General features: G+C 47.8%; 23 protein-coding genes. 7 read left to right on the top strand and 16 right to left on the bottom strand.

What is annotated here, in order from left to right:
• Nucleotides 1-6 precede the first annotated feature (6 nt).
• From JET16_RS14560 to JET16_RS14525, 8 genes are all read right to left on the bottom strand, one after another.
• Nucleotides 7-573: a DUF1850 domain-containing protein gene (locus JET16_RS14560; RefSeq protein ID WP_199616982.1), complete on the bottom strand. Its 567-nt coding sequence runs from the start codon at nucleotides 571-573 to the stop codon at nucleotides 7-9.
• Entirely contained in the window at nucleotides 570-1,556 is a 987-nt protein-coding gene (locus JET16_RS14555; RefSeq protein ID WP_199616980.1) for a TAXI family TRAP transporter solute-binding subunit, read from the bottom strand. Before JET16_RS14555 ends, JET16_RS14560 begins: the two co-directional genes overlap by 4 nt.
• Before the next feature lie 172 nt (nucleotides 1,557-1,728).
• A complete protein-coding gene (locus tag JET16_RS14550; protein ID WP_199616978.1) occupies nucleotides 1,729-2,595 on the bottom strand; it encodes an SDR family oxidoreductase in 867 nt (288 codons plus the stop codon).
• Between the two features lie 96 nt (nucleotides 2,596-2,691).
• Nucleotides 2,692-3,117, bottom strand: coding sequence for an Rrf2 family transcriptional regulator (locus JET16_RS14545; RefSeq protein WP_199616977.1), 426 nt, complete (start codon nucleotides 3,115-3,117; stop codon nucleotides 2,692-2,694).
• 55 nt (nucleotides 3,118-3,172) lie between these two features.
• Nucleotides 3,173-3,856, bottom strand: coding sequence for a response regulator transcription factor (locus tag JET16_RS14540; protein WP_199616976.1), 684 nt, complete (start codon nucleotides 3,854-3,856; stop codon nucleotides 3,173-3,175).
• Nucleotides 3,857-3,896: 40 nt separating this feature from the next.
• A complete protein-coding gene (locus tag JET16_RS14535) occupies nucleotides 3,897-4,517 on the bottom strand; it encodes a YqaA family protein (protein WP_199616975.1) in 621 nt (206 codons plus the stop codon).
• A gap of 14 nt (nucleotides 4,518-4,531) precedes the next feature.
• Nucleotides 4,532-6,712, bottom strand: a complete 2,181-nt coding sequence (locus JET16_RS14530) for a sensor histidine kinase (protein ID WP_199616974.1) — start codon at nucleotides 6,710-6,712, stop codon at nucleotides 4,532-4,534.
• The gene (locus JET16_RS14525) at nucleotides 6,690-7,382 is read right to left on the bottom strand and encodes a response regulator transcription factor (RefSeq protein ID WP_199616973.1); all 693 of its coding nucleotides are present in this window, start codon (nucleotides 7,380-7,382) and stop codon (nucleotides 6,690-6,692) included. The genes JET16_RS14530 and JET16_RS14525 overlap by 23 nt, the downstream gene beginning before the upstream one ends.
• A 231-nt stretch (nucleotides 7,383-7,613) precedes the next feature.
• Here JET16_RS14525 and JET16_RS14520 point away from each other — a divergent pair, with 231 nt between their 5' ends.
• The 3 genes from JET16_RS14520 to JET16_RS14510 all read left to right on the top strand — a co-directional run bounded on the left by JET16_RS14520 (nucleotide 7,614) and on the right by JET16_RS14510 (nucleotide 11,091).
• Nucleotides 7,614-8,432, top strand: a complete 819-nt coding sequence (locus JET16_RS14520) for an NmrA family NAD(P)-binding protein (RefSeq protein ID WP_199616972.1) — start codon at nucleotides 7,614-7,616, stop codon at nucleotides 8,430-8,432.
• Nucleotides 8,433-8,557: 125 nt separating this feature from the next.
• The gene (locus JET16_RS14515) at nucleotides 8,558-8,956 is read left to right on the top strand and encodes a MerR family transcriptional regulator (RefSeq protein WP_199616971.1); all 399 of its coding nucleotides are present in this window, start codon (nucleotides 8,558-8,560) and stop codon (nucleotides 8,954-8,956) included.
• Between the two features lie 245 nt (nucleotides 8,957-9,201).
• On the top strand, nucleotides 9,202-11,091 hold the full coding sequence (locus JET16_RS14510) for a sensor histidine kinase (RefSeq protein ID WP_199616969.1): 1,890 nt from the start codon (nucleotides 9,202-9,204) through the stop codon (nucleotides 11,089-11,091).
• On the opposite strand, the gene JET16_RS14505 is transcribed toward JET16_RS14510, so the two are convergent.
• Together JET16_RS14505 and JET16_RS14500 are read right to left on the bottom strand one after the other, a co-directional pair.
• A complete protein-coding gene (locus JET16_RS14505) occupies nucleotides 11,088-11,336 on the bottom strand; it encodes an NHLP leader peptide family RiPP precursor (RefSeq protein WP_199616967.1) in 249 nt (82 codons plus the stop codon). The two genes, JET16_RS14510 and JET16_RS14505, sit on opposite strands and share 4 nt — an antisense overlap.
• A gap of 72 nt (nucleotides 11,337-11,408) precedes the next feature.
• Nucleotides 11,409-12,356: a hypothetical protein gene (locus tag JET16_RS14500; RefSeq protein WP_199616966.1), complete on the bottom strand. Its 948-nt coding sequence runs from the start codon at nucleotides 12,354-12,356 to the stop codon at nucleotides 11,409-11,411.
• Between the two features lie 208 nt (nucleotides 12,357-12,564).
• Here JET16_RS14500 and JET16_RS14495 point away from each other — a divergent pair, with 208 nt between their 5' ends.
• Nucleotides 12,565-13,503, top strand: coding sequence for an NAD(P)-dependent oxidoreductase (locus JET16_RS14495; protein ID WP_199616965.1), 939 nt, complete (start codon nucleotides 12,565-12,567; stop codon nucleotides 13,501-13,503).
• A 90-nt stretch (nucleotides 13,504-13,593) separates the two neighbouring features.
• Nucleotides 13,594-16,863, top strand: coding sequence for a DEAD/DEAH box helicase (locus tag JET16_RS14490; protein WP_199616964.1), 3,270 nt, complete (start codon nucleotides 13,594-13,596; stop codon nucleotides 16,861-16,863).
• 108 nt (nucleotides 16,864-16,971) lie between these two features.
• Here the strand turns inward: JET16_RS14490 and JET16_RS14485 are convergent, their stop codons facing one another.
• A complete protein-coding gene (locus tag JET16_RS14485; protein WP_199616963.1) occupies nucleotides 16,972-17,421 on the bottom strand; it encodes a winged helix-turn-helix transcriptional regulator in 450 nt (149 codons plus the stop codon).
• A gap of 97 nt (nucleotides 17,422-17,518) precedes the next feature.
• Here JET16_RS14485 and JET16_RS14480 point away from each other — a divergent pair, with 97 nt between their 5' ends.
• Nucleotides 17,519-17,992: an SRPBCC family protein gene (locus tag JET16_RS14480; RefSeq protein WP_199616962.1), complete on the top strand. Its 474-nt coding sequence runs from the start codon at nucleotides 17,519-17,521 to the stop codon at nucleotides 17,990-17,992.
• Between the two features lie 169 nt (nucleotides 17,993-18,161).
• On the opposite strand, the gene JET16_RS14475 is transcribed toward JET16_RS14480, so the two are convergent.
• The 5 genes from JET16_RS14475 to JET16_RS14455 all read right to left on the bottom strand — a co-directional run bounded on the left by JET16_RS14475 (nucleotide 18,162) and on the right by JET16_RS14455 (nucleotide 23,263).
• Nucleotides 18,162-19,247: an RES family NAD+ phosphorylase gene (locus tag JET16_RS14475; RefSeq protein WP_199616961.1), complete on the bottom strand. Its 1,086-nt coding sequence runs from the start codon at nucleotides 19,245-19,247 to the stop codon at nucleotides 18,162-18,164.
• Between the two features lies 1 nt (nucleotide 19,248).
• Nucleotides 19,249-20,184 carry a sce7725 family protein gene (locus JET16_RS14470; protein ID WP_199616959.1) on the bottom strand — a complete coding sequence of 312 codons (936 nt, stop codon included), beginning with the start codon at nucleotides 20,182-20,184 and terminating at the stop codon, nucleotides 19,249-19,251.
• Nucleotides 20,166-21,035 (bottom strand): sce7726 family protein, encoded by an 870-nt coding sequence (locus JET16_RS14465; RefSeq protein ID WP_199616957.1) that lies wholly within the window; start codon nucleotides 21,033-21,035, stop codon nucleotides 20,166-20,168. Before JET16_RS14465 ends, JET16_RS14470 begins: the two co-directional genes overlap by 19 nt.
• A 281-nt stretch (nucleotides 21,036-21,316) precedes the next feature.
• A complete protein-coding gene (rlmH, locus tag JET16_RS14460) occupies nucleotides 21,317-21,796 on the bottom strand; it encodes a 23S rRNA (pseudouridine(1915)-N(3))-methyltransferase RlmH (protein WP_199616955.1) in 480 nt (159 codons plus the stop codon).
• A 252-nt stretch (nucleotides 21,797-22,048) separates the two neighbouring features.
• A complete protein-coding gene (locus JET16_RS14455) occupies nucleotides 22,049-23,263 on the bottom strand; it encodes a S1C family serine protease (protein WP_199616954.1) in 1,215 nt (404 codons plus the stop codon).
• A 184-nt stretch (nucleotides 23,264-23,447) separates the two neighbouring features.
• Between JET16_RS14455 and JET16_RS14450 the strand changes: the two genes are divergently transcribed.
• Nucleotides 23,448-23,675 (top strand): hypothetical protein, encoded by a 228-nt coding sequence (locus JET16_RS14450; RefSeq protein WP_199616953.1) that lies wholly within the window; start codon nucleotides 23,448-23,450, stop codon nucleotides 23,673-23,675.
• The last annotated feature ends 2 nt before the right edge of the window (nucleotides 23,676-23,677 follow it).

The raw sequence follows: 23,677 nt of genomic DNA, 5'->3' as shown, positions 1-23,677 counted from the left end.
TTCGGATTATCGGTCAAGGCGAACCCCCCCTTTCAACAACATCCATACATGCAGACGGCTGATTTCAAATCGTATCGCCGAACCCGGCTTACTTAGCTGCGAAAGAGGGATTACTTGATCCCGGACACGCAGCTTGTGGTCGGCCACAACCTGCCCGATTCGAAGATCAAAGGAATCCAACGTCCGATGGATGTTCTCGATCCGCATCTTTCCGTCTGCCATTCGAAAGGTTTCACTGCCTTCGAGCGAAGTCGGCATCCCAACCCCATAAGATTCAAATACCATGGAGTCGAGAACGATTTGCCTATTCTCATTAATGACAAAAAACTCCTCCACCGGCGTGCGGTGAATCGAATGAATGTATACAAGCGAGAATCGGCTGCCCTGATCTACCGGTGATTGAAAGACGACGCGTCCGTCTGCTGCTTGTCTGATCGTTAAGGCCGGAATGGTCGAAGCCCATAACCACACCGCCGCAGATACAACCGTTACGAACAAGATCAGCCACAGACCGATGCGATGAAAAACAGGTGCGGGAGCCCGCCCCCACACCCGCGATGTTACGTTAATCATTTGATTACGCCTTGTTCCTTAAGGTACTTCTCCGCACCCGGATGCAGCGGAATACTGATACCTTCCAACGCTTTATCGGTTTGTATTTCATTCGCCTTCGCGTTGATAGCAATGAGCGGCTGCGTATTTTCATAGATCGTCTTGGTGATGTCGTAGACGAGCTGCGCGTCCAGTTCGGCTCTTACGGTCATAATGGCTTTCACCGCGACGGTTTTGACTTCTGTCTCTTGTTTGGGGTAAGTATTGGCAGCTATCACTTGCTGGCTGTAAAACTTGAAATTATCCGTAATGGCTTTAATCTTGTCGTCTTCGATCGATAGAATCCGGATTCCGGTCGTCGCAGCCAGCTCGTTTATCGCCGCCGTCGGCGCACCCGCCGTTACGAACGCCGCATCCAATCCGCCGTCTTGAATTTTTTTCGCCGAATCGCCGAAGGACAGACGCTCCAAGCTAAGATCGTCAAAGGTAAGGCCGTACACTTCAAGAATTTGTCTGGCATTCACCTCCGTGCCGCTTCCCGGCGCGCCTACGGAAACTTTTTTGCCTTTAAGCCCCGACACGGATGTAATCCCGCTCTTCTCCGATACGACGATTTGAATCGTCTCTTGGTAAAGAGCGCCGATAGCCTGCAAATTCTTAACCGCTTCGTCCTTAAACATTTCCGTACCGTTTGCCGCGTAATCCGCTATATCGCCTTGCGTAATCGCCAGATCGACTTCTTTCTTGCCGATTAAGCGCATATTTTCGACCGCCGCTCCGGTCACCTGCGCAGTGGCGTTCGTATTGGCCTTCTCTTTAATCAGGTTGGCGATTCCCCCGCCAAGCGGATAATAAGTGCCCGCGGTGCCGCCGGTCGCAATGATGAGGCTGGACGGCTTCTCTCCCGTTTCCGTCGTTCCCACCTGCGACGTTCCTCCGCAAGCGGTCAAAGCCATGATAAACACCAGCCCAATAACGAATCCTCTGCTTACTCGTCCGATCATTGACATCCCCTCCATACTTTCAATCATTTCTTCCGCATCGCAGATGTATTGTCCTCGGAAGTATGTATATGCCGGTGACGCGGAAATAATCTGGTTTTGTCAATATGACAATGCAAAGAAAAAACCGACCTTTACATTCCGAAAGGCCGGTTCTCCATGTAAGACAGTTCTTTTACTGGGAAATTACATTAACAATTTCACGCAAGGACTCACCGATTGGCGTTATTGGACGGCCGAGCAGCTTTTCGAAATCGTTGCTTTCGATTTCCAACGCACCTTCCCGAATAGCAGCCTGGATTGCAACGAGAATGGGTATTACGAATTCCGGTACTCCCGCACCTTTCATGATTTCGGCATAAGTCTCGTCATCGACCTGCTGCACAGGGACTTCCTTGCCTAATACGGTTCCAAGAGCGGACGCCAGTTCTTCTTGCGTCATCAGCTTGCCGGAAAGCTCGTAAATCGTGTTCTCGTGTCCGCTCCCGGCCAGCACCGCCGCTGCCGCCTCCGCATAATCTTCTCTAGATGCCCAGCCTGATTTGCCCGTTCCTGCGGACGTTACCCAAGGCGCTCCAGCCATCACACCTTGAATGCTTGATATTTCGTTCTCCAAGTACCAGTTGTTGCGTAAGAACGAGTAGGGAATTCCTGTTTTTAAGATAGCCTCTTCCGTAGCTCGGTGTACTGGAGCAAGGAACAAAGTGCTTTCGCTTGCATTTGCTACACTGGTATAAGCAATGAATCCAACTTGAGCGCGTTGAGCCGCAGCTACCGCATTGGCGTGCTGACGAATTCTTGTTTCGTTGTCTCCGTCGGCAGATATGATTAGTAACCGGTCTATACCTTGAAAAGCCGAAGTCAATGTTTCAGGAAGGTCAAAGTCTCCATGTCGAACATCTACTCCCCGTGCCCGGAAACTTTCAGCTTTCTCCGGGTTGCGGACACTGACAACGAGTTGACTGGCCGGCACGGTTTTCAATAACGTCTCGACCACTTTCATTCCTAATTTCCCTGTTGCGCCTGTGACTAACATTTTCATCGTACATTCCTCCCAATATTTGTTGTTGTAATCCATAACGTTATAACAATATAAGTTACAACATAGGTGAAAATAAAAGCTCTAAAGAGCTCTCGTTTATTTAAACTTTGCAGTCAGCCGGCTCAAAGTCGTTTGCGCCAACCTTTGTTCCATTACCGATTGAGCCTCTTTTAATTCGGATTGGAGAACCGTCTCAATATTCCGTCCGACAGGGCAGTTATAATTGGGTTCTTCGTGAACACGGAATAATTGGTTATCTTCAATTAAATTCACAGCCCGATACACATCTAGAAGCGTAATTTGTTCAGGACTCTTGAGTAAAGAAGCGCCTCCTACCCCAGGACGTACTTCCACTAAACCCGCCTTCTTCAGCATACCCATAATCCTGCGGATAATTACCGGATTCGTATTTACACTGCCCGCGATGAAGTCCCCGGTGCAATCGTTCCCGTTCGTGATTGCAATGACGGACAGAATATGAACAGCAATAGAAAAACGCGTGCTTATTTGCTTCAAAGACATCACCACCAGTTGTAACCATTATAGTTACTACTATGTTCTATGTCAAACATTCGTTTCATTCATTGGCGCCGGCGTCCTCCAACCGATAGCCAAGTCCTCGAACAGTGCTGATACGGACGCGGCGGTTCCACTCCGCAAGCTTGTCGCGAAGTTTGTTTACATGCACATCGAGCGTGCGTTCGTTGCCGTCAAAATCGAATCCCCAGATGTGCCGGATCAACTGCTCTCTTAGAACGGTCCTCCCTACATTTTCTGCCAGCTTGAACAACAGACCGAACTGCTTCGGCGGCAGTGTAACGACTTCGGTGCCAACGACTATTTCGAACGACTGCAGATGCAGCGTCATACCCGCGGCGTTCAACGTCGGCGACGATGTGAGGCGATAACGCTTCAGCAATGCTTTCACGCGGGCAAGCAGCTCGACGGGATCGAACGGCTTGACGAGATAATCGTCGGCTCCGGCGTCAAATCCTTTCACCTTATGCGCCGTCTCGCCTTTCGCAGTGAGAATTAGAATCGGAATGTCGCGGTCCCTGCGAATTTCGGCGCAAAGCCTCCAACCGTCCATTCCCGGAAGCACGATGTCCAAGATCGTCAGTTGCACGTCCCCCCGCTCCATCTCCATCAGCGCTTCGTCCGCGTTGGTCACCTCCTTGACAGCGAAGCCCGCCCGGGACAAGAAGCTGCCGACAACCTTCCGAATATACGAGTCGTGATCTACCACTAATACGGTTGACATCCTCTTTCCTCCTAGAATGGATTGCGGTCGCCTTCCCCAATTAATCGCTTTGGTCTTTCCCCGGCCGGTTCCCGTCAGCAGCTGCAAGCATTATGAACCTCTTCTTGTTGATGATTTGCCTTCTAACCAGGAGAAATATCGCGATCACAGAAACCGCTCCCACAGCAATATAGAGCGAAACATCCTTCACCATACTTTCAGCAGCTTGACCATACATGTAAAACAGGACACCCACTGCATAAAACTTTACCGCCCGGCCAAGTGAGGCATATGCCAGCAGCTTCCATAACGGATAATTCAGACTGCCCGACAGGATGGTGAATACTTTGAACGGAATCGGTGTGAATGCCCCGATTAGTATGGCCGGTTCCCCGTGTTTTTGAAATAATTGAGTCGCGGAATCGACCCATTTCTTCTTTAACATCTTGTACATGACCGCGTTTCCCAACGTTTTGCCGATGAGATAGCCGAACGGCGTCCCCAGCAGGCATGCTATATATCCGGCAGTGGCCAGCCACAAGGCCGACGACGGGTCGACCATACTTAAGGAAACTTGCAGAAAAAAGGCTGGAATCGGAAAAATGACGGCATCCGCAAACGAATGCACGGCTAGACCCCAGACACCGAAATCCTCTAGAAAGTCCAGTATGTTTTGGAGCAAATCGCATCTCCTTTCTAATTGTTTTCCGTCTTTAACGTTACGGTGACCTTGAATAAATCTCCGTCAATGTCCATCTCTAAATTTCCCTCGTGCAGATCAATAATCGACTTGGCAATGGCCAGGCCGAGGCCGGAGCCCTCCGTATGCCGCGACGCGTCGCCGCGCTTGAAACGTTCGAATAATTCGTCGATATTTTCGCTCAGCTCGTATTTCGTCACGTTCTTAAAGGTGATGACCGCCCGATCTTGCATTGTTTTTAGCGAGATATAAACCCTCGTGTTTTCCAACGAATATTTGAGGCAGTTTCCGATGAGGTTATCGAATACACGCCACAGCTTTTGTCCGTCAACAAGGGCAATAACCGGCATATCCGGCGTTGATACCCGGAATTGTAATGCGGATTCCTTGATCGCTTCGTTGTTTTCGGCCAGCGCCTGCTGCAAAAGCTGAACGAGATCAATTTTTTCCTTAACCAATTGGATCTGCCCGCTAGCCATCTTGGTCGCTTCGAATAGATCGTCGATAAGCACTTTCAAGCGCTGCGATTTGCGGTCGATAATTTCCATAAAAGCATCCCGGTCCGCTTCGGATAAATCCTTATTTTTCAGCAGCTTGGTATACGTTATGATCGATGTTAACGGTGTCCGCAAGTCATGGCTGACATTCGTGATGAGCTCCGTCTTTAGCCGCTCGCTTTTGGCTTGTTCCTTTTGCGATGTTTTTACGCCGTATTTCAGAGTGTTGATATTTCCCGCCAGTTTTGCTAAAGCGGACTTACCCTTTACAGGTACATCTTGCTCGAAGTTTCCACGTGCCGAATCGGAGGAAATATGGACAATCTGGTTAAAATAGCCGGCTCGTTTAATAATAAACAGGAGTATAGGGACACCGACAGCGAGAAGCAGTGGAACATAAACAATAAACACTTCAGGCTCCACAATCGCAAATGCCAATCCCGCTCCGAAAGCAAACATAATGAACATAAGGATGAACACCTGCGCGGCAACGGATTTGATCATAAATGCCGTCTTCAGCCTCTGATATCCTCTGTAAAGAAGCGCCTTGCGCCAGGCTCCGCTAAATCCTCCCTTAAGCAATCTGCCTTGGATTAGGACAAGCGATAGAAAGAGAGTAGAGAACACCAAGTGGTATAACGATTCAATAAGCACGGTATAAGCATCTTCGTAGTAGAGAGCTTCGTCTCCTTCAAATAAAAAAGCGAATGCAATCACCGTTGAAAAGATAAGAACTATTACTCTGACATCTAACGGAATTCGATTGTAATACGGCTGAATGTTCGTAACAGAAGTCATCTCGGCAACCGGATATCTTCTGTACAGTTGAATGCTGCCTATTAAGGCCAGAATACTGATAACGGTATAAATGAAGAAAGCTGTTCTCCTCTTAGTAAAATCATTGTAACTTGACATAACATAGCTTGAGGCCGACGCCGATTCCGCTACTCCGATCTCTCCTTCGAAAACTCCGGCTTTCCTCGTGAAGAGATTCATTTCATCATAAATGTAGCGGTATGCACGTCCTTCTGCGGATAATGACGGATAGCTTCGGACAAACAGCATATCTTCGCGCTTGAGAACCGGATTTGCGCCATCATCGGCCGATATGTTGGTGAAAACTTTCCCTGTGGCGATGTCCCTCAGGACATACTTGAACGCCGATCTATATTTCATAAATTCCGATCCGCGGCTCTCTTGCTCTTGATATTGCTCATCGATTTTCTGCTCTTTCTCTTTAATAATGATCGCTTTCACATATTCATCGCTTTTGAATATATTTGTGATCTCTTCGATCTTACGGTCCCGTTCCGCAATATATAGGTCCGCCTCATCCCTATTGTTTGAGGCAATCGCATCCTCGATCAGGTGGTCGAACCGGCCCTTGATTTCCGATATTTGCTGCGGTAAATCTCCATTGCGGTAGCGATATTGCTCAATTTCCCAGTCGTTAACCGTGATCAGCTTCTTCGCTTCTTCTTTGGGGATGTAATTCAATTCGAAAACGCTTAAATAGTCTATAAATTGAGCCAGCTGATTCTCAAATTTCTGAGTTTGAAAATAGTCCTTCTTTATATAGGTGCTCCCGTCAGTTAACAAGTTTAGAATCCCATTGATTCCCATCGTAAACAAAAGAGCCCAAGCGACGAGAAGCGATCTATTTTTCCATCTTGTATCCAATCCCCCACACCACCTTTAAATACCTCGGATTCTTCGGGTCGATTTCGATCTTCTCACGGATTTTGCGGATATGTACGGCTACGGTATTTTCCGCGTTCAATCCCGGCTCTTTCCATACCCGTTCGTATATTTCATTAATGGAGAATACCCGACCGGCGTTGACCATCAGCAGCTCGACAATCTTGTATTCAATCGGAGTGAGCTTCACAACCTCGCCGTCAACCGCAACCTCCTTGGCGGATTGGTTTAACGTCAGCCCGTGCAGATTGACAACCTTCTGCATACCGTCGTAATTGCCCAATGTTACGTACCTTCGCAGCTGCGATTTCACCCTGGCGATCAGCTCAAGCGGATTAAACGGCTTCGTGACGTAATCGTCAGCCCCCGCTTGAAGCCCCCAAACCTTGTCCGTATCCTCGCTCTTCGCGCTCAGCATAATGATCGGAATGTTTTTCTTCTCTCTAATTTTAAAGGTGGTCGCAATCCCGTCCTGTCTCGGCATCATGATGTCCAACACGATAAGGTGTATGTCTTGCTCGTTCAGCACTTCGATCGCTTCTAATCCGTCTTTAGCTTTCACAACCGTAATCCCTTCATTTTTCAAATAAATCTCTATTGCATCCCGTATTTCTTTATCATCATCAACGACCAGAACACGATATTGGTTCACCACGGTCCAGCCTCCTTTCAGCAATTTCCATACTGTCTTTAATTAACACAATTGTAAAGCTTATTTCCTAACATAATGGAAGGACAAATCTTAAGAAATGCTTAATTTTGTCTGACCGGACCTTAATAAACATTTGAATTATTTATGTTGACTATGACACTAGTGTCATACTTTATACTTGCGTTGAACACTAATTCACAGCCTTCAAGCGCGGTTGAAAGGAGAACGAAGATGACGATTTTGGTAACTGGAGCAACGGGCAATGTCGGCCGTCATGTAGTCAATCAACTTGTCCGATCCGGACAACATGTACGCGCGTTGTCGCGCAATCCGGCAGCGGCAAATGTGCCTGAAGGAGTGGAGACGGTATATGGCGACCTTACTGCGCCGGAGACCCTCGTGCCCGCATTAAAAGGGGTCAAGGGCATATACTTAATGACGAGCGTCGCCGGCGGTTCCCCGCTTCAGACCGGAAGCGAGATTATTGAACTCGCTGAGAAGGCGGGGGTACGGCGAGCGGCAATTTTGTGGAGCGGCGAGAAGGGGACAGTGGAACGGGCAGCGGAAGCAAGCGGCCTGGAATGGACCTTTATCCAACCTTATTGCGAGTTCATGTCCAATACGCTAATATGGGCCGAATCCATTCGCTCGGAAAGCGTCGTTCGGGAGCCGTTCGGCGATTCGTTGAATGCCGTCATCCATGAAGCCGATGTCGCATCAGTCGCGGCAACCGCTCTGTCGAAGGATGGCCACGCCGGAAAAACGTACATCTTAACGGGTCCTGAAGCGCTTACTCCACGCGCTAAAGTCCGCATTATCGGCGAGGCGCTTGGCCGGGATGTTCGATTTATCGAACTTACGAAAGAACAAGCTCGCGAACGGCTGAAGAAATTGGGCGTATCCGAAGACATGATTGAGTACGTTCTCAAGTGGCATGAGAATCTTCCTAAAGAAGCGTACACGGTCGTTCCGACCGTTCAAGAAGTTACCGGCCAACGAGCACGAACCTACGCGCAATGGGTTGCTGATCATTTACAAGACTTTAGCTAAAGGCTGAATTAAATCCAAAAGCACTCTTCCATCATGAGGGTGCTTTTTTGTTGTAGCGACATAAACGCTTATGTCATACTTTAGAAAAAAACCTTGATTAACCAAGTTCAAAGGGGTCAATTTCATTGAAGATTAGTGAATTAGCTCAATTAACCGGTGTAAGCATCCGTTCGATACGCCATTATGAGAAGAAGGGATTAATAAAGGTTTCCCGCCTTGCCAATAATTATCGCGAGTTTGACGATTCGATCGTTGAGACGATTAATACGATCCGGCTGTATCTAGGATTAGGTTTAACAACGGATCAGATAAAGGGCATTTTGTATTGCGAATATCCTGAAGTTCAAGTCAAAGACAAAGAAAGCGAGTATTGCGAAGAGTTGCTGCAAATATATGAAACGAAACTGAAGGAAATTATCAAACAAAGAAAGGCGCTGGCTGATGCTCAATTACATTTGGAGAAGCAAATCGATTTCATGAAAGCAAACCGGAATCAGTGGGAATCGGGTGAGGATGAACGATGACGATTACAAGTTTGCCGCATCTATTGCTGATCATTCCTTCGGAAACAAAATTGCTTAATTGTTCCGTCACTGTCGACGCGATCGTACAGGATGGCCATCCTTTGCCGGATGGCCTTTATCTTTTTCCCGTACCTATGATTCGGTTTGCCTCACCGAAAGGTAAAAAATTTGTCATTTTTTACAGGATTGTTTCGAATTATGTCGAAATAATTGTTTTATAGCTCGCTAAATCATCGAGGTGTAAAATGCAAACGTTCCGACTAACGGTGATTCTAGTATTGATTTGCGGCATCGTGCTTGCCATTTTGTCCATAGGCCCAAATACCCCGAATACTGAAGTTTCCGAGATTCGCATTACAGATTGGAATATACAATGGATCAAAGGGCCGGAACCGATAAACCAAATTCCGCCCTCGAATGGATCTTGGCATTCCGCCACCGTTAACGAGCCCCTCACAACGATCCCGGACGGGGTTACCGGCGCATGGGTGCATATTATCGTACCGCCAACCTCCCGTTTGATGCACCCGGGATTGTACATAGAGCGGTTGTACGGACTCGACATCACCGTATACGAAGACTCAGAAGCGATTTTTCGCTCCTCGCACGATTATGATTTCGAACGAAACATCGTACTGATCCCGCTTACAGCTAAGCCGGTTTCCAGCGATATATACATCCGCATTGAATCGAAAGAACGTGCAGGGATAAGCAGCGCTATTCAAATCGGCGAATTCGACGGTTTATCTTCCTTGAATGTTCGCAAGGAGCTGCCGAGCCTTCTGCTCGGCGCCGGTATTGCATTTTTAGGCATAATGATGCTCGTGTGTTCGGGATTCTTTCTTTGGAAACAGAGAAGGCTAGCCACGTCCCTCAGCCTGTTTGTCCTTTCGACAGGCACGCTGATCGCCGCTTACTCTTCCATGCCTTATTTTTATTTCCCCGAGTACGGACATCAGCTGCTGTTTTTGTTCGATACTTCGATGTTCGTCTTGTTTCCGTCGCTCTTTTATTTTGTAATCCATATATTCGAGGAAACCTATCTGTTATTGAAGAAGTTCGCAATATGGCTGTCCTGGTATTATACCCTTAGTTTTCTCGTCATGTTCGCGTATCAATGGATCGGCGAGCCGTTCTACTTTTATTACAGACTCATTAGCTTCTGGATTCCGGGGCCTCTAATCTTGCTTCAACTGCTTATAACCATTGTCCTTGCCTTTCGCAATGCATATCGGGGAAACCGAAATTCCATCATATTATCGACAGGGCTCATCGGACTCGCTCTTTCGGGTGTCGCCGATCTTATTATTTTCTATACCAGCAATCGCCCGTATGTGTTGTTCTTGTGGAAGTTCGGCATCGTGTTCCTGATCGTTTGCCTCGTTATGATTTTAAGTCGAAGAATATCAGCCGATTATTCCAAACTGCTTTCCTATTCTAAAGAACTGGAGTTGTACAACCATCAGCTGCAAAGGACGGAAAGAATGAAGATCATCAGCGACCTTGCCGCCTCAATTGCCCATGAAGTCAGGAATCCGTTGCAGGTCACAAGAGGGTTCTTGCAGCTGCTCTCCAGGAATGCGAACGAGGAAAGGAAATCCCTTTACTCCATGGCCATCAGCGAGTTGGATCGGGCCGCTGCAATCATTTCGGATTTTCTAACATTCGCTAAGCCCGAGCAGGAGACCGTTGTTGCGATGGATGTAAAGCAAGAATTGTGCAATATAGAGACGATCATGCGCCCTTTGGCCGCGATGCACGGGGGAACCCTGAACGTAAACGTACCCGATCATCTCACGATTTTCGGTAACCCGTCCAAATTCAAACAAGCATTCATCAATATGATTAAGAACAGCATCGAATCCTTTCAAGACAATGGAAAAATCGAGATTGAAGCTTTTGCGGAGAAGTCCACGATTGTAATTCGAATTTCGGATAACGGGCAAGGAATGGATGAGGAACAAATCGTCAAACTTGGCGAGCCATACTTTTCCACGAAGACCAAAGGAACGGGTCTCGGACTTATGGTCACTTTCCGAATCATTGAAGTGATGAAGGGAACGCTTGAATTTCGCAGTATGAAAGGAAAAGGAACCGAAGCGATCGTCCGATTCCCTCTGATTCATCAAGATTAACTCCAAACGTACTCAGTGCTGCTCATCCCGCCGTCTTCACTGTCCAGATCAGCCGGATTGGGCGGAATGACCAAGTAATACCGGGATGGAGTTTCTTCTACTGTTATGAGTTCGATTTCCTGTGGAATCTTCATGCCGAACGACGCTTGAAGCGCGCTTTTGGGATCAGCCAGCAGCTGCGCCTTAAATTCCGGATCTTCCCAAGCCTTCTTAATAATCTTCACTTTCAATGTTTCCATGGACATAGGACTACAACCCTTCATTAGTAGAATGGACTAGCCCTTTTATCATATCATTGGTATGGTAAAATTGTCCTATTATTTTCTCGATTTCGACAAAATATTAGAAAATCCGCCCTCTAGAGCTAATTTTTGAGTCGATTCGTCTACTTGCAGGGCGTTTTTCCGAATACTTTGTGCGATTGCATAGGCAAACGCAATGAGACGATCCGGTGTGTTGGGAATCCGTCTCAGTCGCCCGACATAGCTCTCGGCAATCTCTGCGAGACGGTCCACGGCATGGCGGTTGTATATCGCCCTTCTGACAGAGCGTTCGTCCAATACCTCCTCGTTACGCAGGCTAAGCAGATCCCGCACGATCGACAGGAATGCGTTGCAATTGGATACAGGCAGATCGTCCCGCCAATCCGCCCAATCATCGGACAGTTGGAGCACCGCAAGCGCCAAGTCGACGGCTTCCTCCACATCGGGGATTCGATCCGGCCGCCCCGCATGAAGCATCATGCCGGTGGCGCATATTTTAACGGGAGCCGCTTTACGGGCCAACTGTCCGGAATCACTTGGATTCATCGGTTTTGCCGATTCTGAATATACTGCAGACGCCCACTCCCCCAAATATTTGCGGTAGCAGTTCCACAGCGTGGAATCATGCGGAAAATGGCGGCGGTAACGCTGCTTGAACAGCTCATCCAGTAACTGACTAAGCGCCAATGAGCCGCGGACTCCGTCAGGGTTCTCTCCACTTCCGTCCATCGCATCGTCCAGCAGAAAAAAGTGGAGCATCGCATGGATATTACCGACCGCTATATCGCGGTAAAGCTCGATCGGGCCGTGTGTCTGTTCCCGTAACCAGTAAGGAAGAAGGTAGCTGATCACATTGGCTCGTCCCCCGTTATACAACGGATGGCTAAGCGCCAGTAACTCCTGCCCCCTCTCGCTCAAACCTGCAGGCAGTGCGGCAATTTCCTCCAATGCTTCCGCAAAGATGAGCTCCAACTCATCCCGATAATCCTCTATTTCAAACATGCCTGCATATCTCCTTAGTAGTGCCAACGAAATGTCAAACGAAAAAAGTTTACACCAAGTTATTTATAGGTACTTTTCGGTTCCTACAGTACTTATAGGTGCTAATATTACAATAAAGTGCGTACTTCCCTTTATCCATTATATCTTACATAATACCCCTATACCAGTATTTAACATGGTGGCTTAAATACAAAAGGAGTGGAGAGAAATGAACGTAACTCAAGGAGAAGCAATGATGAATATATCGGTTAATGATGCAGTTTTGACGACAGGCAAGAACTCGGAGGTGACAGTCATCGGCTTGGGAATGTTGGGCTCGGCGCTGGCCAATGCTTTCTTAATGGATGGCCGCAGGACGACTGTCTGGAACCGTTCGCTGGGCAAAGGTCAAGACCTCATTACCAAGGGAGCGTTACATGCCGCCGATGTGGCAGAAGCGCTGTCGGCGAGCCCGCTTGTGGTGGTATGCGTATCCGATTACGATAGCGTGCGCGAGATTCTCGCACCATACAGCGATACTCTCTCCGGTCGCGTCGTCGTCAACCTCAGTTCAGGCACGCCGGAACAAGCACGTGAGATGTCCAAGCGGGTATCATCGGTTGGTGCCGAATATCTCGATGGTGCAGCCATGAGCGGCACCCGACTTGTCGGAAGACCTGAAGCCGTCTTCCTCTACAGTGGATCGCTTTCCGCCTTTACCGCTCATCAATCTTTGCTGAAGAGTCTGGGTGGGGCGACACACCTTGGAGAGGACCCCGGACTAGCTTCGCTCTACGATACGGCCCTGTACGGCATGAACTGGGGAGTGCTCAGCGGCTTTTTCCACGCCGTCTCATTAGTTGGCAAAGAGGTCGATGCAAGGACATTCGCAGCAGTGGCGACCGCGTACCTCCCATTCGTGACTTCACTCATGACAGATTACGCTCATCAGATTGAGGAAGGACACTACCCGAGCGGAGAGGGTACGCTTGAAATCCACGCGGGGGCGGTCGATCATCTCATTCATACCAGCCAGGCTAATGGAATCAGCGCAGACGTGCCGTCTCTTTTTAAAACTCTGATTGAACGGGGAATTGCAGCAGGGCACGGTTCGGACGGGATTGCGAGCATTCATGAGGTCATCAAGACTCAAATAATCTTAGAGTAATTATTCAAAAACTTGCCGCAAGTTTTGATAAAATAGAGATACCCACTCAGGGTATCACATCCGAGGTGTAAGGTTAGGAAGGAACAGGCAATGAGCATAAGGTTAACAAAGCAATCTATGAAACAATGGTGCGGCCGCTATGCTTATCAAAAAGGCGAACGATTATGCCGCACGAATAAGGTCGGCTTTGTACGATTCGATTCCGAAACCGATGAATATGCAGCCGAAGTGAGCGGAACCAGCCGCCATGAGGTATACCTTGCGTTTGATTCGAACGGCAAGCCGAATGCGCAATGCACCTGTCCCGCACTTGGCTCGTTCGATACATTTTGCCATCATATTGCCGCAGTTCTGATCCGTCTGTATGACATACAACAAGCCGGTGATTTGACTGCTCCGCCAATCCCTGACATTGTGCAGCCCGGAGAAACTCCCGAACGTAACGAAAATATCCGCATCGCTGAGCGTATTCTCGGACTATTCGACGATAAACCCATACGCCCCATCCACAATAGGACACTTACGGAAACGAGAACGCCTCTTGAAGTGGAGTTCATTCTGAAGCTCTTGAATTACAACAAAAACACCGCCATGTTCGGCATGGAGCTTAAGGTCGGCCCCAAAGCATTATATATTGTTCAGAATATCCCTTCCTTCTTGGATCAGCTTGTCCGGGGGGAAAGCGGCTCTTTCTCGTCAAGGTTCGGCTACGATCCGGAGCTCCACAGCTTTTCGAAAGAAAACGAAGCCGTCCTTCGAGCTTTAATCGATATGTTTCGGGATCGCGCCGCTTATCGTGAAACGGACCGCTTGCATTCGGTTTACACCTCGGCTAAGAACGGCGCCCGCATGCTGCCGCTTCCGCCACAGGCATGGGCACGCCTGCTTCCTCTGCTGACGCAAGCGCCGAAGGTCACCATTATGGATGGAGACTTCAAATATAACGGCATCTGCCTAACCGATGAACCCTTGCCTCTGCGCTTCGAGTTCAATGAAGCGAGCTCAGGCGGCTATTCTTTGCGTGTTCACGGCCTTGAGCAATTTACGGTTATGGAACCCTACGAATTGGCCTTCCTAAGCGGTAAGCTGCTCCCGCTTCCGGCAAAGCAGTGCAATCGGCTTGCAGAGCTTAAGGCGATCCTCGACGAATCGGGTACTCACGATATTCCGATTCATATCGGTCAGATTGAGTCTTTTATAGAAAAAGTAGTCCCCGGCCTCATGAAGCTGGGCAACGTCAACATCGCCCCGGCCATTGCCGAGCGTGTCACGCAATCTCCACTTCAAGCGAAGCTGTATCTGGACCGGGTGAAGGATCGGCTTCTGGCGGCCGTTGAATTTCAGTACGATGACGTGCTGATCAATCCTCTGGAGGATAGCCGGAAGCAGCAGGGCTCTCATCGTATTCTGATCCGGGACCTCGAGCAGGAGCGGCGGATCATCGAAACGATTGAACAAAGCCCGTTCACGAAGACGGAAGCAGGTTACTTCATGAGTGACGAAGAGGCGGAGTTCGACTTCCTATATACGGTCGTTCCGCAGTTGGAGAAGCTGATGAAGGTGTACGCAACGAGTGCGGTGAAACTCCGGCTGCAGAAGTTGGATACGCTGCCGAAGGTCAGTGTGCAGGTATCCGCGGCCGGGGAAATAAATTGGCTTGAATTTCGCTTAAACATGGGTTGGATACCGGAAACCGAAATTCGCAACCTTGTGAAATCGTTGGAGGAGAAGCGGAGATATTACCGCCTGCCGAACGGTTCTTTATTGCCGCTCGACAGCGCCGAGCTTCAGGAACTATCGACGTTCCTCAAGGACATGGGGCTTCGCAATACGGATATAACAGGATCGAAGGTCCTTGTCCCCTTGGCCCGCGGAATTCATTTGATCGATCACGATTTCAATGCGTTGAAGCTCGACAAGCCGGTTCGCCGGCTCCTTGATAATCTGCGAAATCCGGACAATCTCGACTTCCCGATCCCTGCTTATCTCACGAATGTGTTGCGGGATTATCAGAAGCACGGCTACCAATGGTTGAAGACGCTCGCTTATTACGGGTTCGGCGGCATTTTGGCGGATGACATGGGCCTGGGAAAGACACTGCAGAGCATCGCCTTTATCGCTTCCGTCCTGCCGGAGATTCGGCAACGGAGCATCCCTGCCCTCGTGATCTCGCCGGGGTCGCTTGTCTACAATTGGCGCAATGAGCTGCGGAAATTTGCGCCGGAGATCCGCGTACTAATTGCAGACGGCAGCCAAACCGAGCGGGCGGAGAAGATGCAAAGGTTAGCGGAGGCCGACGTCGTTATCACGTCGTATCCGCTCTTGCTGCGTGATGTGGATCTCTATGCCAAGCAATCGTTCCACACCCTGATCCTGGATGAGGCGCAAGCCTTCAAAAACCATACGACGCAAACAGCTCAGGCGGTCAAATCGATCCAAGCCGGTTACCGGTTCGCCTTGACCGGAACCCCTGTCGAGAACCGCCTCGAAGAACTGTGGTCGATCTTCGACGTCGTCTTCCCGGCATTGTTTCAAGATCGGAAAACGTTCGGAAACTTAACGCGCAAAGAGGTGTCCAGGCGGGCGCGGCCTTTCATGCTGCGCAGGTGGAAGAGCGATGTGCTTCAAGACCTGCCGGACAAGATGGAGTCGATCAAGCCTTCCGAGCTGCTTCCGGAACAGAAGAAATTGTATGCCGCTTATTTGGCCAAGCTGCAGCAGGAAACCTTAAAGCATCTAAGCGTAGACGGTTATCACAAGAGCCGTATCAAAATCTTAGCCGGCCTCACCCGGCTTCGGCAAATTTGCTGCCATCCCGCCCTATTTATCGAAGGATACAAGGGAAGCTCTGCGAAGTTGGAGCAGCTGATGGAAATCGTGGAAGAGTGCCTGGCCAATCGGAAACGGATGTTGATCTTCTCTCAATTCACGGAGATGCTCGGCCTGATTGGCAAAGAGCTGAGCGGTCAAGGAATTCCGTATTTTTATCTGGGCGGAACAACTCCCGCCAGTCAGCGCGTCGAGCTCTGCAGCAGGTTTAACGATGGCGAAACGGACATCTTTCTCATTTCCTTGAAGGCAGGGGGAACCGGTTTGAATTTGACGGGAGCGGATACCGTTGTACTATATGATCTATGGTGGAACCCCGCAGTCGAGCAGCAAGCCGCCGATCGCGCCCATCGCATAGGGCAAAAAAGCGTCGTCCAAGTAATCCGCCTCATCACCCAAGGAACGATGGAGGAAAAAATGTACGAGCTCCAGCACAAAAAGAAAAACCTGATCGACGAAGTGATGGGGCCCGATCAGGAGGCGATGTCTGGGATTACCGAACAAGAGCTTCGCGAGATCTTGATGATATAAGCGTAAGAGAGGGACATGCATCCGCTGTGTCCCTTTCTTGTGCTAAAGCGGCCGATTAGGATTTATGGAATTCTTGGCTTGAGAATGCAGGAACTGCGGCGTAATTTATTATGAGGTAATATCGTCGAAATTCTGTAAAAGGCGCTGCTCCAACCCTTTTTCGTTTGTTGTTAGTTCCTGCATGATCGGAATACTCATATCGGTATTTGGGTTGTATTTAAGGCCCCAGTGCATAATGGCAAATACGACCGGAAACAGATCAAGTGCCTTTTGTGTTGGTCGGTACATCGTTTGTGCGCGGTTTGAAACGCCTTCTATCTTGACGAGCAGGCCTGCTTCAGTGAGCGATTGGAGCCGTGCGCTCAAAATATTGGTTGAGATGCGCTCGCGTGAAGCAAGAAACTCGCGGTAATACCGCTTGTTGTGGATAAGAACGTCACGAAGTATGATTAGGCTCCATGGGTCACCCCAAATGTCGAGCGAATATACTATTGGACAAACTGAGGAAGTTCGCTTTTTCATGAGCATGATTATACTATCTGTGCTTGCATTTTGCAATTCATGTGCATGCTTATACTTTTTGTGCTTGTATTTTGCAAGTACGTGCTTTATACTCGGGATGTTAGTCAACAAATTGCGAGAGGAGATAACTTGCATGAATCAAAATTTCAGCACTTCTTTTACGGTAGACCAAAACCCCGAACAAGTCTTCGCCGCCATCAATAACGTCCGCGGTTGGTGGTCGGAAGAAATTGAGGGAAGGACCGACGAACTCGGAGAATTTAAGTACCACTACCAAGACATTCACCGCTGCACCATCAAAATCACCGAACTTGTTCCAGGTAAAAAGGTTGTTTGGTACATTGCAGATAACTACTTTAACTTCGTAAAGGACAAGAGCGAGTGGAAGGATACCGACATTGTCTTTGAAATCGCCGAGAAGGGCGACAAAACAGAAGTTCGCTTTACGCACGTAGGCCTCGTCCCCACGTACGAATGCTATGCCGTCTGCTCGGACGCCTGGAGCACCTACATAAACGGCAGCCTGCGCAACTTGATTACCGAGGGTAAGGGCCGGCCCAACCAAAACGAGCAAATTGCAAACAAACACGGCATAGAAAACTCTTAAAAGGCCAGGCTATAGACCGAAGCTCGGCGCTTAGAACCGAGGCTTTGCCAAGAGATTGCGCTGGAGAGCGGACATTGTAACGGGTCTAGATTCCCCGATATTGGCCCAAAGTTAAAACAAAATCACTCCTCATAGGGGTGATTTTGTTCTAACTATAGAACGTTTCTTCTTACAGCCTTTCCTTATCATAGCGCAATTCTTTAATATGATATACTTCTACCTCCGTACATACAAATAGCTCCGGATAAAAAATGGCTAGATTTTGTCCACTTAGATTTATGGTGCTATTGTATTCTATTCCAGCATACTCGGGTTTACCCTCATGTGAGATACTTTTGATAAAATCGGCAATGTACTGCGTAGGTATGTAATCTAATACACTGTCGCTTCTTCTCAAGGCACGCCCAATCTCCATATTTATACGTCTCAAATGTTCTTTGTTAATTATAAAATCACATCCGTCAAAAAACGGACTGATATGATCAATAGCTTTAAGATCGACAACAACAATATCCTTAGTCAACTCAAAGCGTCCAATCGAAATATAGTCAAAGACACCAGCCCGTATCTCATGTATAGTGGTGTCAAGATCGCTTGCTAGGTATAAGCAACGTATACCGGCTGAATTTGCTCGACCTGCTGTAGCCTTGTCAGAAGGAGGTGCACCCATTTCTTCCGTTGGAAAGCCCTCCTCCGGAGAAATGCGGCCTCTAAAAAATGCAGTTCCCTTTTTGTATACTTTCCGGATAAAAGAACAATAACGATTAAGAATATCCAATTCGATATGGTTAGTGTGAAATCTATTTTGTATTTTCACAGACTCAACGAAATCATCCCATGAATTAGAACGAAGCAAAGAGCGACTTTTTAAGTACTCTATATCGTTAAGTTCGGCGATACCTACTGGCGCATCAAAAAGGTTTGGCATGCTCCCATATTTTTCAGCACATAATGCCCTCATGATGCGGTATACATCTGTCGGGTTCAACTTAGTATTAAATATATGCCAACGATCTGTTAATTCTGTGACTAACAACTTTTTCTCCTCAGCCGGAAAATCAGGAGGGAGCATAGATTCAGGAGTATAATATTCTAACAGTTCATTAAAATATCCTATGAGTTCCGTATTAACGTCAGTATCATATATGAATGCTCTTCTTTTCCCGCACACAGGGCAGGAACTTTCCACCTGTCCCAAACCTTCAATGATTGGCTGTAATTCACCATCAACTATGCAGTAGCTACAAAATTTCATTTTACTTTACCCCATCTAAATACCGGCTCATAAGCTCTAGATGATGCATAATTGAGAGTTTTTTCACAGTACCTAGTCCAGGATATGAGCGATTTCTGTATATTTCCTCGAAAGTCTTAATTCCAAATGTATCAAGTTTATTAATTTCGTTCCATGCTACTAGTTTTTCCAACGCCTCTGCAAATTTACCTGCAGGGTCAGTAATATCATCATTTGTATCGGCTACAAAATGGCGAACACGTAAGGCTTGATCATCTGCAAAATATACAATATGAATTGCAATTGCATAAGGAGCAAAACCCGTTTCAGAATATTCATCCCCAACTACCGAAAAGTCTGAAAAGCCCAAGTACCCATCTTGCTTATAATAAAGGTGATCTGAGGTAAAGGATTCATCCTCCTGCTCTAAATAATCCACATTTCGGTTTCTTTTCGGGAAACGATCCTCAAACAGTACTCTCTGATTTGGCATGCGTCTGCGATATACACTTTCGTCCCTAATAAAATTTAATCGCGGGATATCGGTAGCATATACGGATTCGAAATGGGGGATCGCGTCTTGGTTTATACAAATAGTGGCAATATCTTGCTTTGTGATTCCTTGACGCTCAAACGAAGAAAGATGTGTGGGTAATTTTGCATTGGAATATAGAAAGGATAGAATATCAGAGGTGTTTAGTAATTCAAGAAACCGGTCTTTATCCTTCTTATTCTTTTCGTCAGCTAAATCTTTAAGCATGCTCCCTACTTGAGGATTTCGAACTAGTCCCAAAGCGCGGTCGCTTTCTCGAAAGGATACCAAGGTTTTAATTAAGGCTGCCGACAGTTTTACTGGCTCGACAATTGGCATCACACTTCTATTTATTAGCGACTTTTCTATTAGTTCTCTTATGGCAATGAGTTCAAACTGACGGCCTCTTAAAAAAGGGAAGTACATGGAATAACCTCCTTTTGTTCCAGAAACAATTGTAGTTTTTTATACTCATCTGATTTAAAGTCTGAAAAGTATACAAGAAACTTTAACTCATATGGAATTTTCTTGTAGGGTTCAATATCAATCTTAACACGTTTTTTAAGAATAGATATAAAATCTGTATAGACTTCATCTGTTTTAATCTCACAAAATAAACGTTTACAAACTCTGTAGTATTCAAATTGAGATACATCTGGCAACATACCAAAATGCTTAATGATAATTTCTTCATACTCCGACTTTCGAAGTATCCTAAACATTGTATCCTTATTTAACTTATCGGTGTATTCTTGTGGTTCTTTTTTCTCGCTAATATTACCCCTCTTTGTTAATATACAGATTCCTACTGGAGAGTTCCCTAGACGTTTCTCTAATGTGTCTACATACTCTTCACTGGCTAGAACGGAGACCCGTGTAAACGCATTGAAATAATTCGAAATTTGGGTATCAAGGCGATCAAGATTATCAAGTTCAGTCTTGATTTCATAAACAACCGCACGACCATTTATTAAAACAAAATCCGCCTTTGATTTACCAATGGAAATTTCAGTTAAGGCTGTTGTTGTTGTAGGCTTATGCACACCAAGAAGTAATTTATTTAAAATCGTATTTTTATAATAATACTCGTTTCGATATTCTTTTTTAAGAACGGTATATAGTTCACTGAGTAATTGTTTGTTGTCCTTTCCTGATGAGTCGACAACGTATCTGCGAATGGCAGTCGCAAAGACATCGCTATAACTGCGCTCCACTATTTCACGTAACGTATTTCGTGTAAATACACGATTTAACAGAATTGAGTTGTCTGTGCTCATGCATCTACACCTTCCTTTGAATTATAAACAACAAATACAACATGGATGAATCTGGAGCTACGGCTTTATGTTTTGGTTTGATCTCAGCTTGAACATTCCTTATACCATACGCTTTAGCCGGGCAATCCAGTGACAATAATATTATCGGTCAATAGAGTAAAATTCACAACAATAAACAAATTATTTGCTTATCCCACATCTTATATTCCTCGTTACAACCATTATTTCTACCCTACTGCTAAAACAATCACTGGCTTAGTAAACATTGGAAAAATTTCGCCTCACTTGTGATACGGTTCCCTGCGGTTGATCTTGAACGCCCGGTACACCTGCTCAAGCAATAACAGGCGCACGAGCTGGTGCGGGTACGTCATCGCGCCGAACGAGAGGCACTGGTCCGCGCGGGCGAGGACGGAATCGGCCAAGCCGAGGGAACCGCCGATAACGAAGGCGACGGAGCTGCGGCCGTACGTGGCGAGGCGATCGAGTTCTGCCGCAAGCTGCTCCGACGACCAGCGGGCGCCGTCGATGGCAAGGGCGATGACATAAGCGTCCGGCTTCAATGCCGTAATAATACGCTCGCCTTCGCGGTTTTTTACCTGCGACTCCTCCGCGGGGCTAAGGTTTTCCGGCGCTTTCTCGTCCGCCACCTCCACGACCTGCACCTTGGCGTATGCGCCCAAGCGCTTTAAATATTCGCCGATTCCTTGCGTCAGGTACTTCTCCTTCAGCTTTCCGACCGCGATCACTTGTATGTGCATGCACAAACTCTCCTCGCAAAGAAATTGAGGAAGATCAGGCTCTTATTCCGCCCGAATACGCCCTCGATGAAAAAATAGCGGAACTCTGGTCACTTATTTAGCCGGTTTCGGGGACAATCTCCCGAATTCCGTAGGAATAAGTGACTGTAGTTCCGCTATTTTTGCCAAGCAGCCCGACATTCATGAAATAAGGGAATGGAGTTCCTCTAAAACCGAAGACGGACGGCGGGAAACCGCCAACAGTCACGAACGTCACTGCTCCGGACTCTCGGTTAGACGCACGTCAACGGTGTTCTCCTTATTTCCCCGGTAATACTCGACCCTAACTTTATCGCCGACCTTCTTGTTCGTATACAAGAATTTGCGCAGCGCCAGCGTGCTGTCGATCGAAACGCCGTCCAGCGACACGATGACGTCGTTCGTGCGCAATCCCGCTTCTTTCGACGGTCCATACGCTTCAAGCACAATTATTCCGTCGGTCACTTCCGCCGGTATTTTCAGCACATCTTCCGTTTTTCCGCTATCTCTATACAAACCCAAATCCACCGTCGCTACGCCCATATAAGGGCGGCGGATTTTCCCGTATTGCTCAAGCTCGCGAATAATGGGAGAGGCGACGTTGCTCGGAATCGCAAAACCGAGTCCTTCAACGCCCGGCTGCGCCACCTTCATGGAGTTGATGCCGATCACCTTGCCGTCCAACCCGACCAACGCTCCGCCGCTATTCCCGTGGTTGATCGCCGCATCGGTCTGCAGCAAGTCCATTTCCCAATCGATGTTGCCGTCCATCGCTAATGAAATCGGAATAATGCGATGAAGCGAAGAAATAATGCCTAACGTGAACGTCGGCGAAAATCCGAGCCCGAACGGATGGCCGATCGCGATGACCGCCTCGCCCTCGCGTAATTTCCCCGAGTCGCCGAATTCCGCTATGCGCGGCAGCTTCCGTCCGTCCGCCTCAAGCACGGCCAAATCCGTCAACGCGTCTCCGCCGATTAGCTTCGCATCCAGCCGCTCTCCGTCGGAAAGCACTACTTCAATGGAGGTGGCTCCCTCAATGACATGATAATTGGTGACGATTCGTCCGCGCGTTCCGTCTTTTGCAATTACAATGCCGGAGCCGATAGACGCTTCCGAAATCCCTTCCGAGCCTGCTTCTCCTTCATGTGCGCTGACTACGCTGACAATAGCCGGCTTCAGCGCTTCGACGACCCGAACGACCTGCTCCGGCTGCTCGGCAACGTCCGCTATTCCGCCGCCGCCATCGTCTCTGTCCGCCCAACTTAGAACAAACAACGGAGTAACGAGAATCAGCATTAGGAGAGCTCCTCCCGCTACCGAAGCGGCAATTAACGAAGTGTACCTTCCCGATCGCCGCCATGAAGGCCAGGGAGCGGAAGCTATACGTCTCCTCCTCCAACGGGACAACTTGGGAGAATAAAACTCATCGTCGTCAAACAAACTCATCGCAGCGCCTCCTCCCCGTACAAGCAACTAATCATCCCGTAAGTTCCATTCCTCTCAACATTTTACCCAAAAATCGGGCCGCGCACAAAAAACAGGAATGTTTTCCCCAACATCTACCTAAAATAGTAACAAGAGATTCTCATAAGAATAATAATAGAATTCCAAACCGAAGGAGACTTTGACTATGAAACGGAACGCAAACGCTTGGGAACAAGTAAATCTGGCCGGCAGCATCGCCGATTTGAAACATTCACACTATAATAACACCCTCGCAATAAGCGCATTGATTGAAATCCTTATTGAAAAAGGTGTCCTCACCGCCGAAGAGTTCCATATGAGAGCCGCCCGGCTGGAGCAAGAAGATGACCGGATCGCAACCGGCTTCAACAACGGGACGGATGTTTCTTCGTAATA

The organism is Paenibacillus alkalitolerans, assembly GCF_016482785.1.
Classification (GTDB): Bacteria; Bacillota; Bacilli; order Paenibacillales; family YIM-B00363; genus Paenibacillus_AE; species Paenibacillus_AE alkalitolerans.
Note: the sequence above shows the minus strand (reverse complement) of the source record. Positions and strands in the feature narration are given on the sequence as shown.

Excerpts from the sequence above, each read along its gene's own strand:
- JET16_RS14560 (WP_199616982.1), bottom strand. The coding sequence starts at position 573 with ATGATTAACGTAACATCGCGGGTGTGGGGGCGGGCTCCCGCACCTGTT.
- JET16_RS14555 (WP_199616980.1), bottom strand. The coding sequence starts at position 1,556 with ATGATCGGACGAGTAAGCAGAGGATTCGTTATTGGGCTGGTGTTTATC.
- JET16_RS14550 (WP_199616978.1), bottom strand. The coding sequence starts at position 2,595 with ATGAAAATGTTAGTCACAGGCGCAACAGGGAAATTAGGAATGAAAGTG.
- JET16_RS14545 (WP_199616977.1), bottom strand. The coding sequence starts at position 3,117 with ATGTCTTTGAAGCAAATAAGCACGCGTTTTTCTATTGCTGTTCATATT.
- JET16_RS14540 (WP_199616976.1), bottom strand. The coding sequence starts at position 3,856 with ATGTCAACCGTATTAGTGGTAGATCACGACTCGTATATTCGGAAGGTT.
- JET16_RS14520 (WP_199616972.1), top strand. The coding sequence starts at position 7,614 with ATGACGATTTTGGTAACTGGAGCAACGGGCAATGTCGGCCGTCATGTA.
- JET16_RS14510 (WP_199616969.1), top strand. The coding sequence starts at position 9,202 with ATGCAAACGTTCCGACTAACGGTGATTCTAGTATTGATTTGCGGCATC.
- JET16_RS14505 (WP_199616967.1), bottom strand. The coding sequence starts at position 11,336 with ATGTCCATGGAAACATTGAAAGTGAAGATTATTAAGAAGGCTTGGGAA.
- JET16_RS14500 (WP_199616966.1), bottom strand. The coding sequence starts at position 12,356 with ATGTTTGAAATAGAGGATTATCGGGATGAGTTGGAGCTCATCTTTGCG.
- JET16_RS14495 (WP_199616965.1), top strand. The coding sequence starts at position 12,565 with ATGAACGTAACTCAAGGAGAAGCAATGATGAATATATCGGTTAATGAT.
- JET16_RS14490 (WP_199616964.1), top strand. The coding sequence starts at position 13,594 with ATGAGCATAAGGTTAACAAAGCAATCTATGAAACAATGGTGCGGCCGC.
- JET16_RS14480 (WP_199616962.1), top strand. The coding sequence starts at position 17,519 with ATGAATCAAAATTTCAGCACTTCTTTTACGGTAGACCAAAACCCCGAA.
- JET16_RS14475 (WP_199616961.1), bottom strand. The coding sequence starts at position 19,247 with ATGAAATTTTGTAGCTACTGCATAGTTGATGGTGAATTACAGCCAATC.
- JET16_RS14470 (WP_199616959.1), bottom strand. The coding sequence starts at position 20,184 with ATGTACTTCCCTTTTTTAAGAGGCCGTCAGTTTGAACTCATTGCCATA.
- JET16_RS14465 (WP_199616957.1), bottom strand. The coding sequence starts at position 21,035 with ATGAGCACAGACAACTCAATTCTGTTAAATCGTGTATTTACACGAAAT.
- rlmH (WP_199616955.1), bottom strand. The coding sequence starts at position 21,796 with ATGCACATACAAGTGATCGCGGTCGGAAAGCTGAAGGAGAAGTACCTG.
- JET16_RS14455 (WP_199616954.1), bottom strand. The coding sequence starts at position 23,263 with ATGAGTTTGTTTGACGACGATGAGTTTTATTCTCCCAAGTTGTCCCGT.
- JET16_RS14450 (WP_199616953.1), top strand. The coding sequence starts at position 23,448 with ATGAAACGGAACGCAAACGCTTGGGAACAAGTAAATCTGGCCGGCAGC.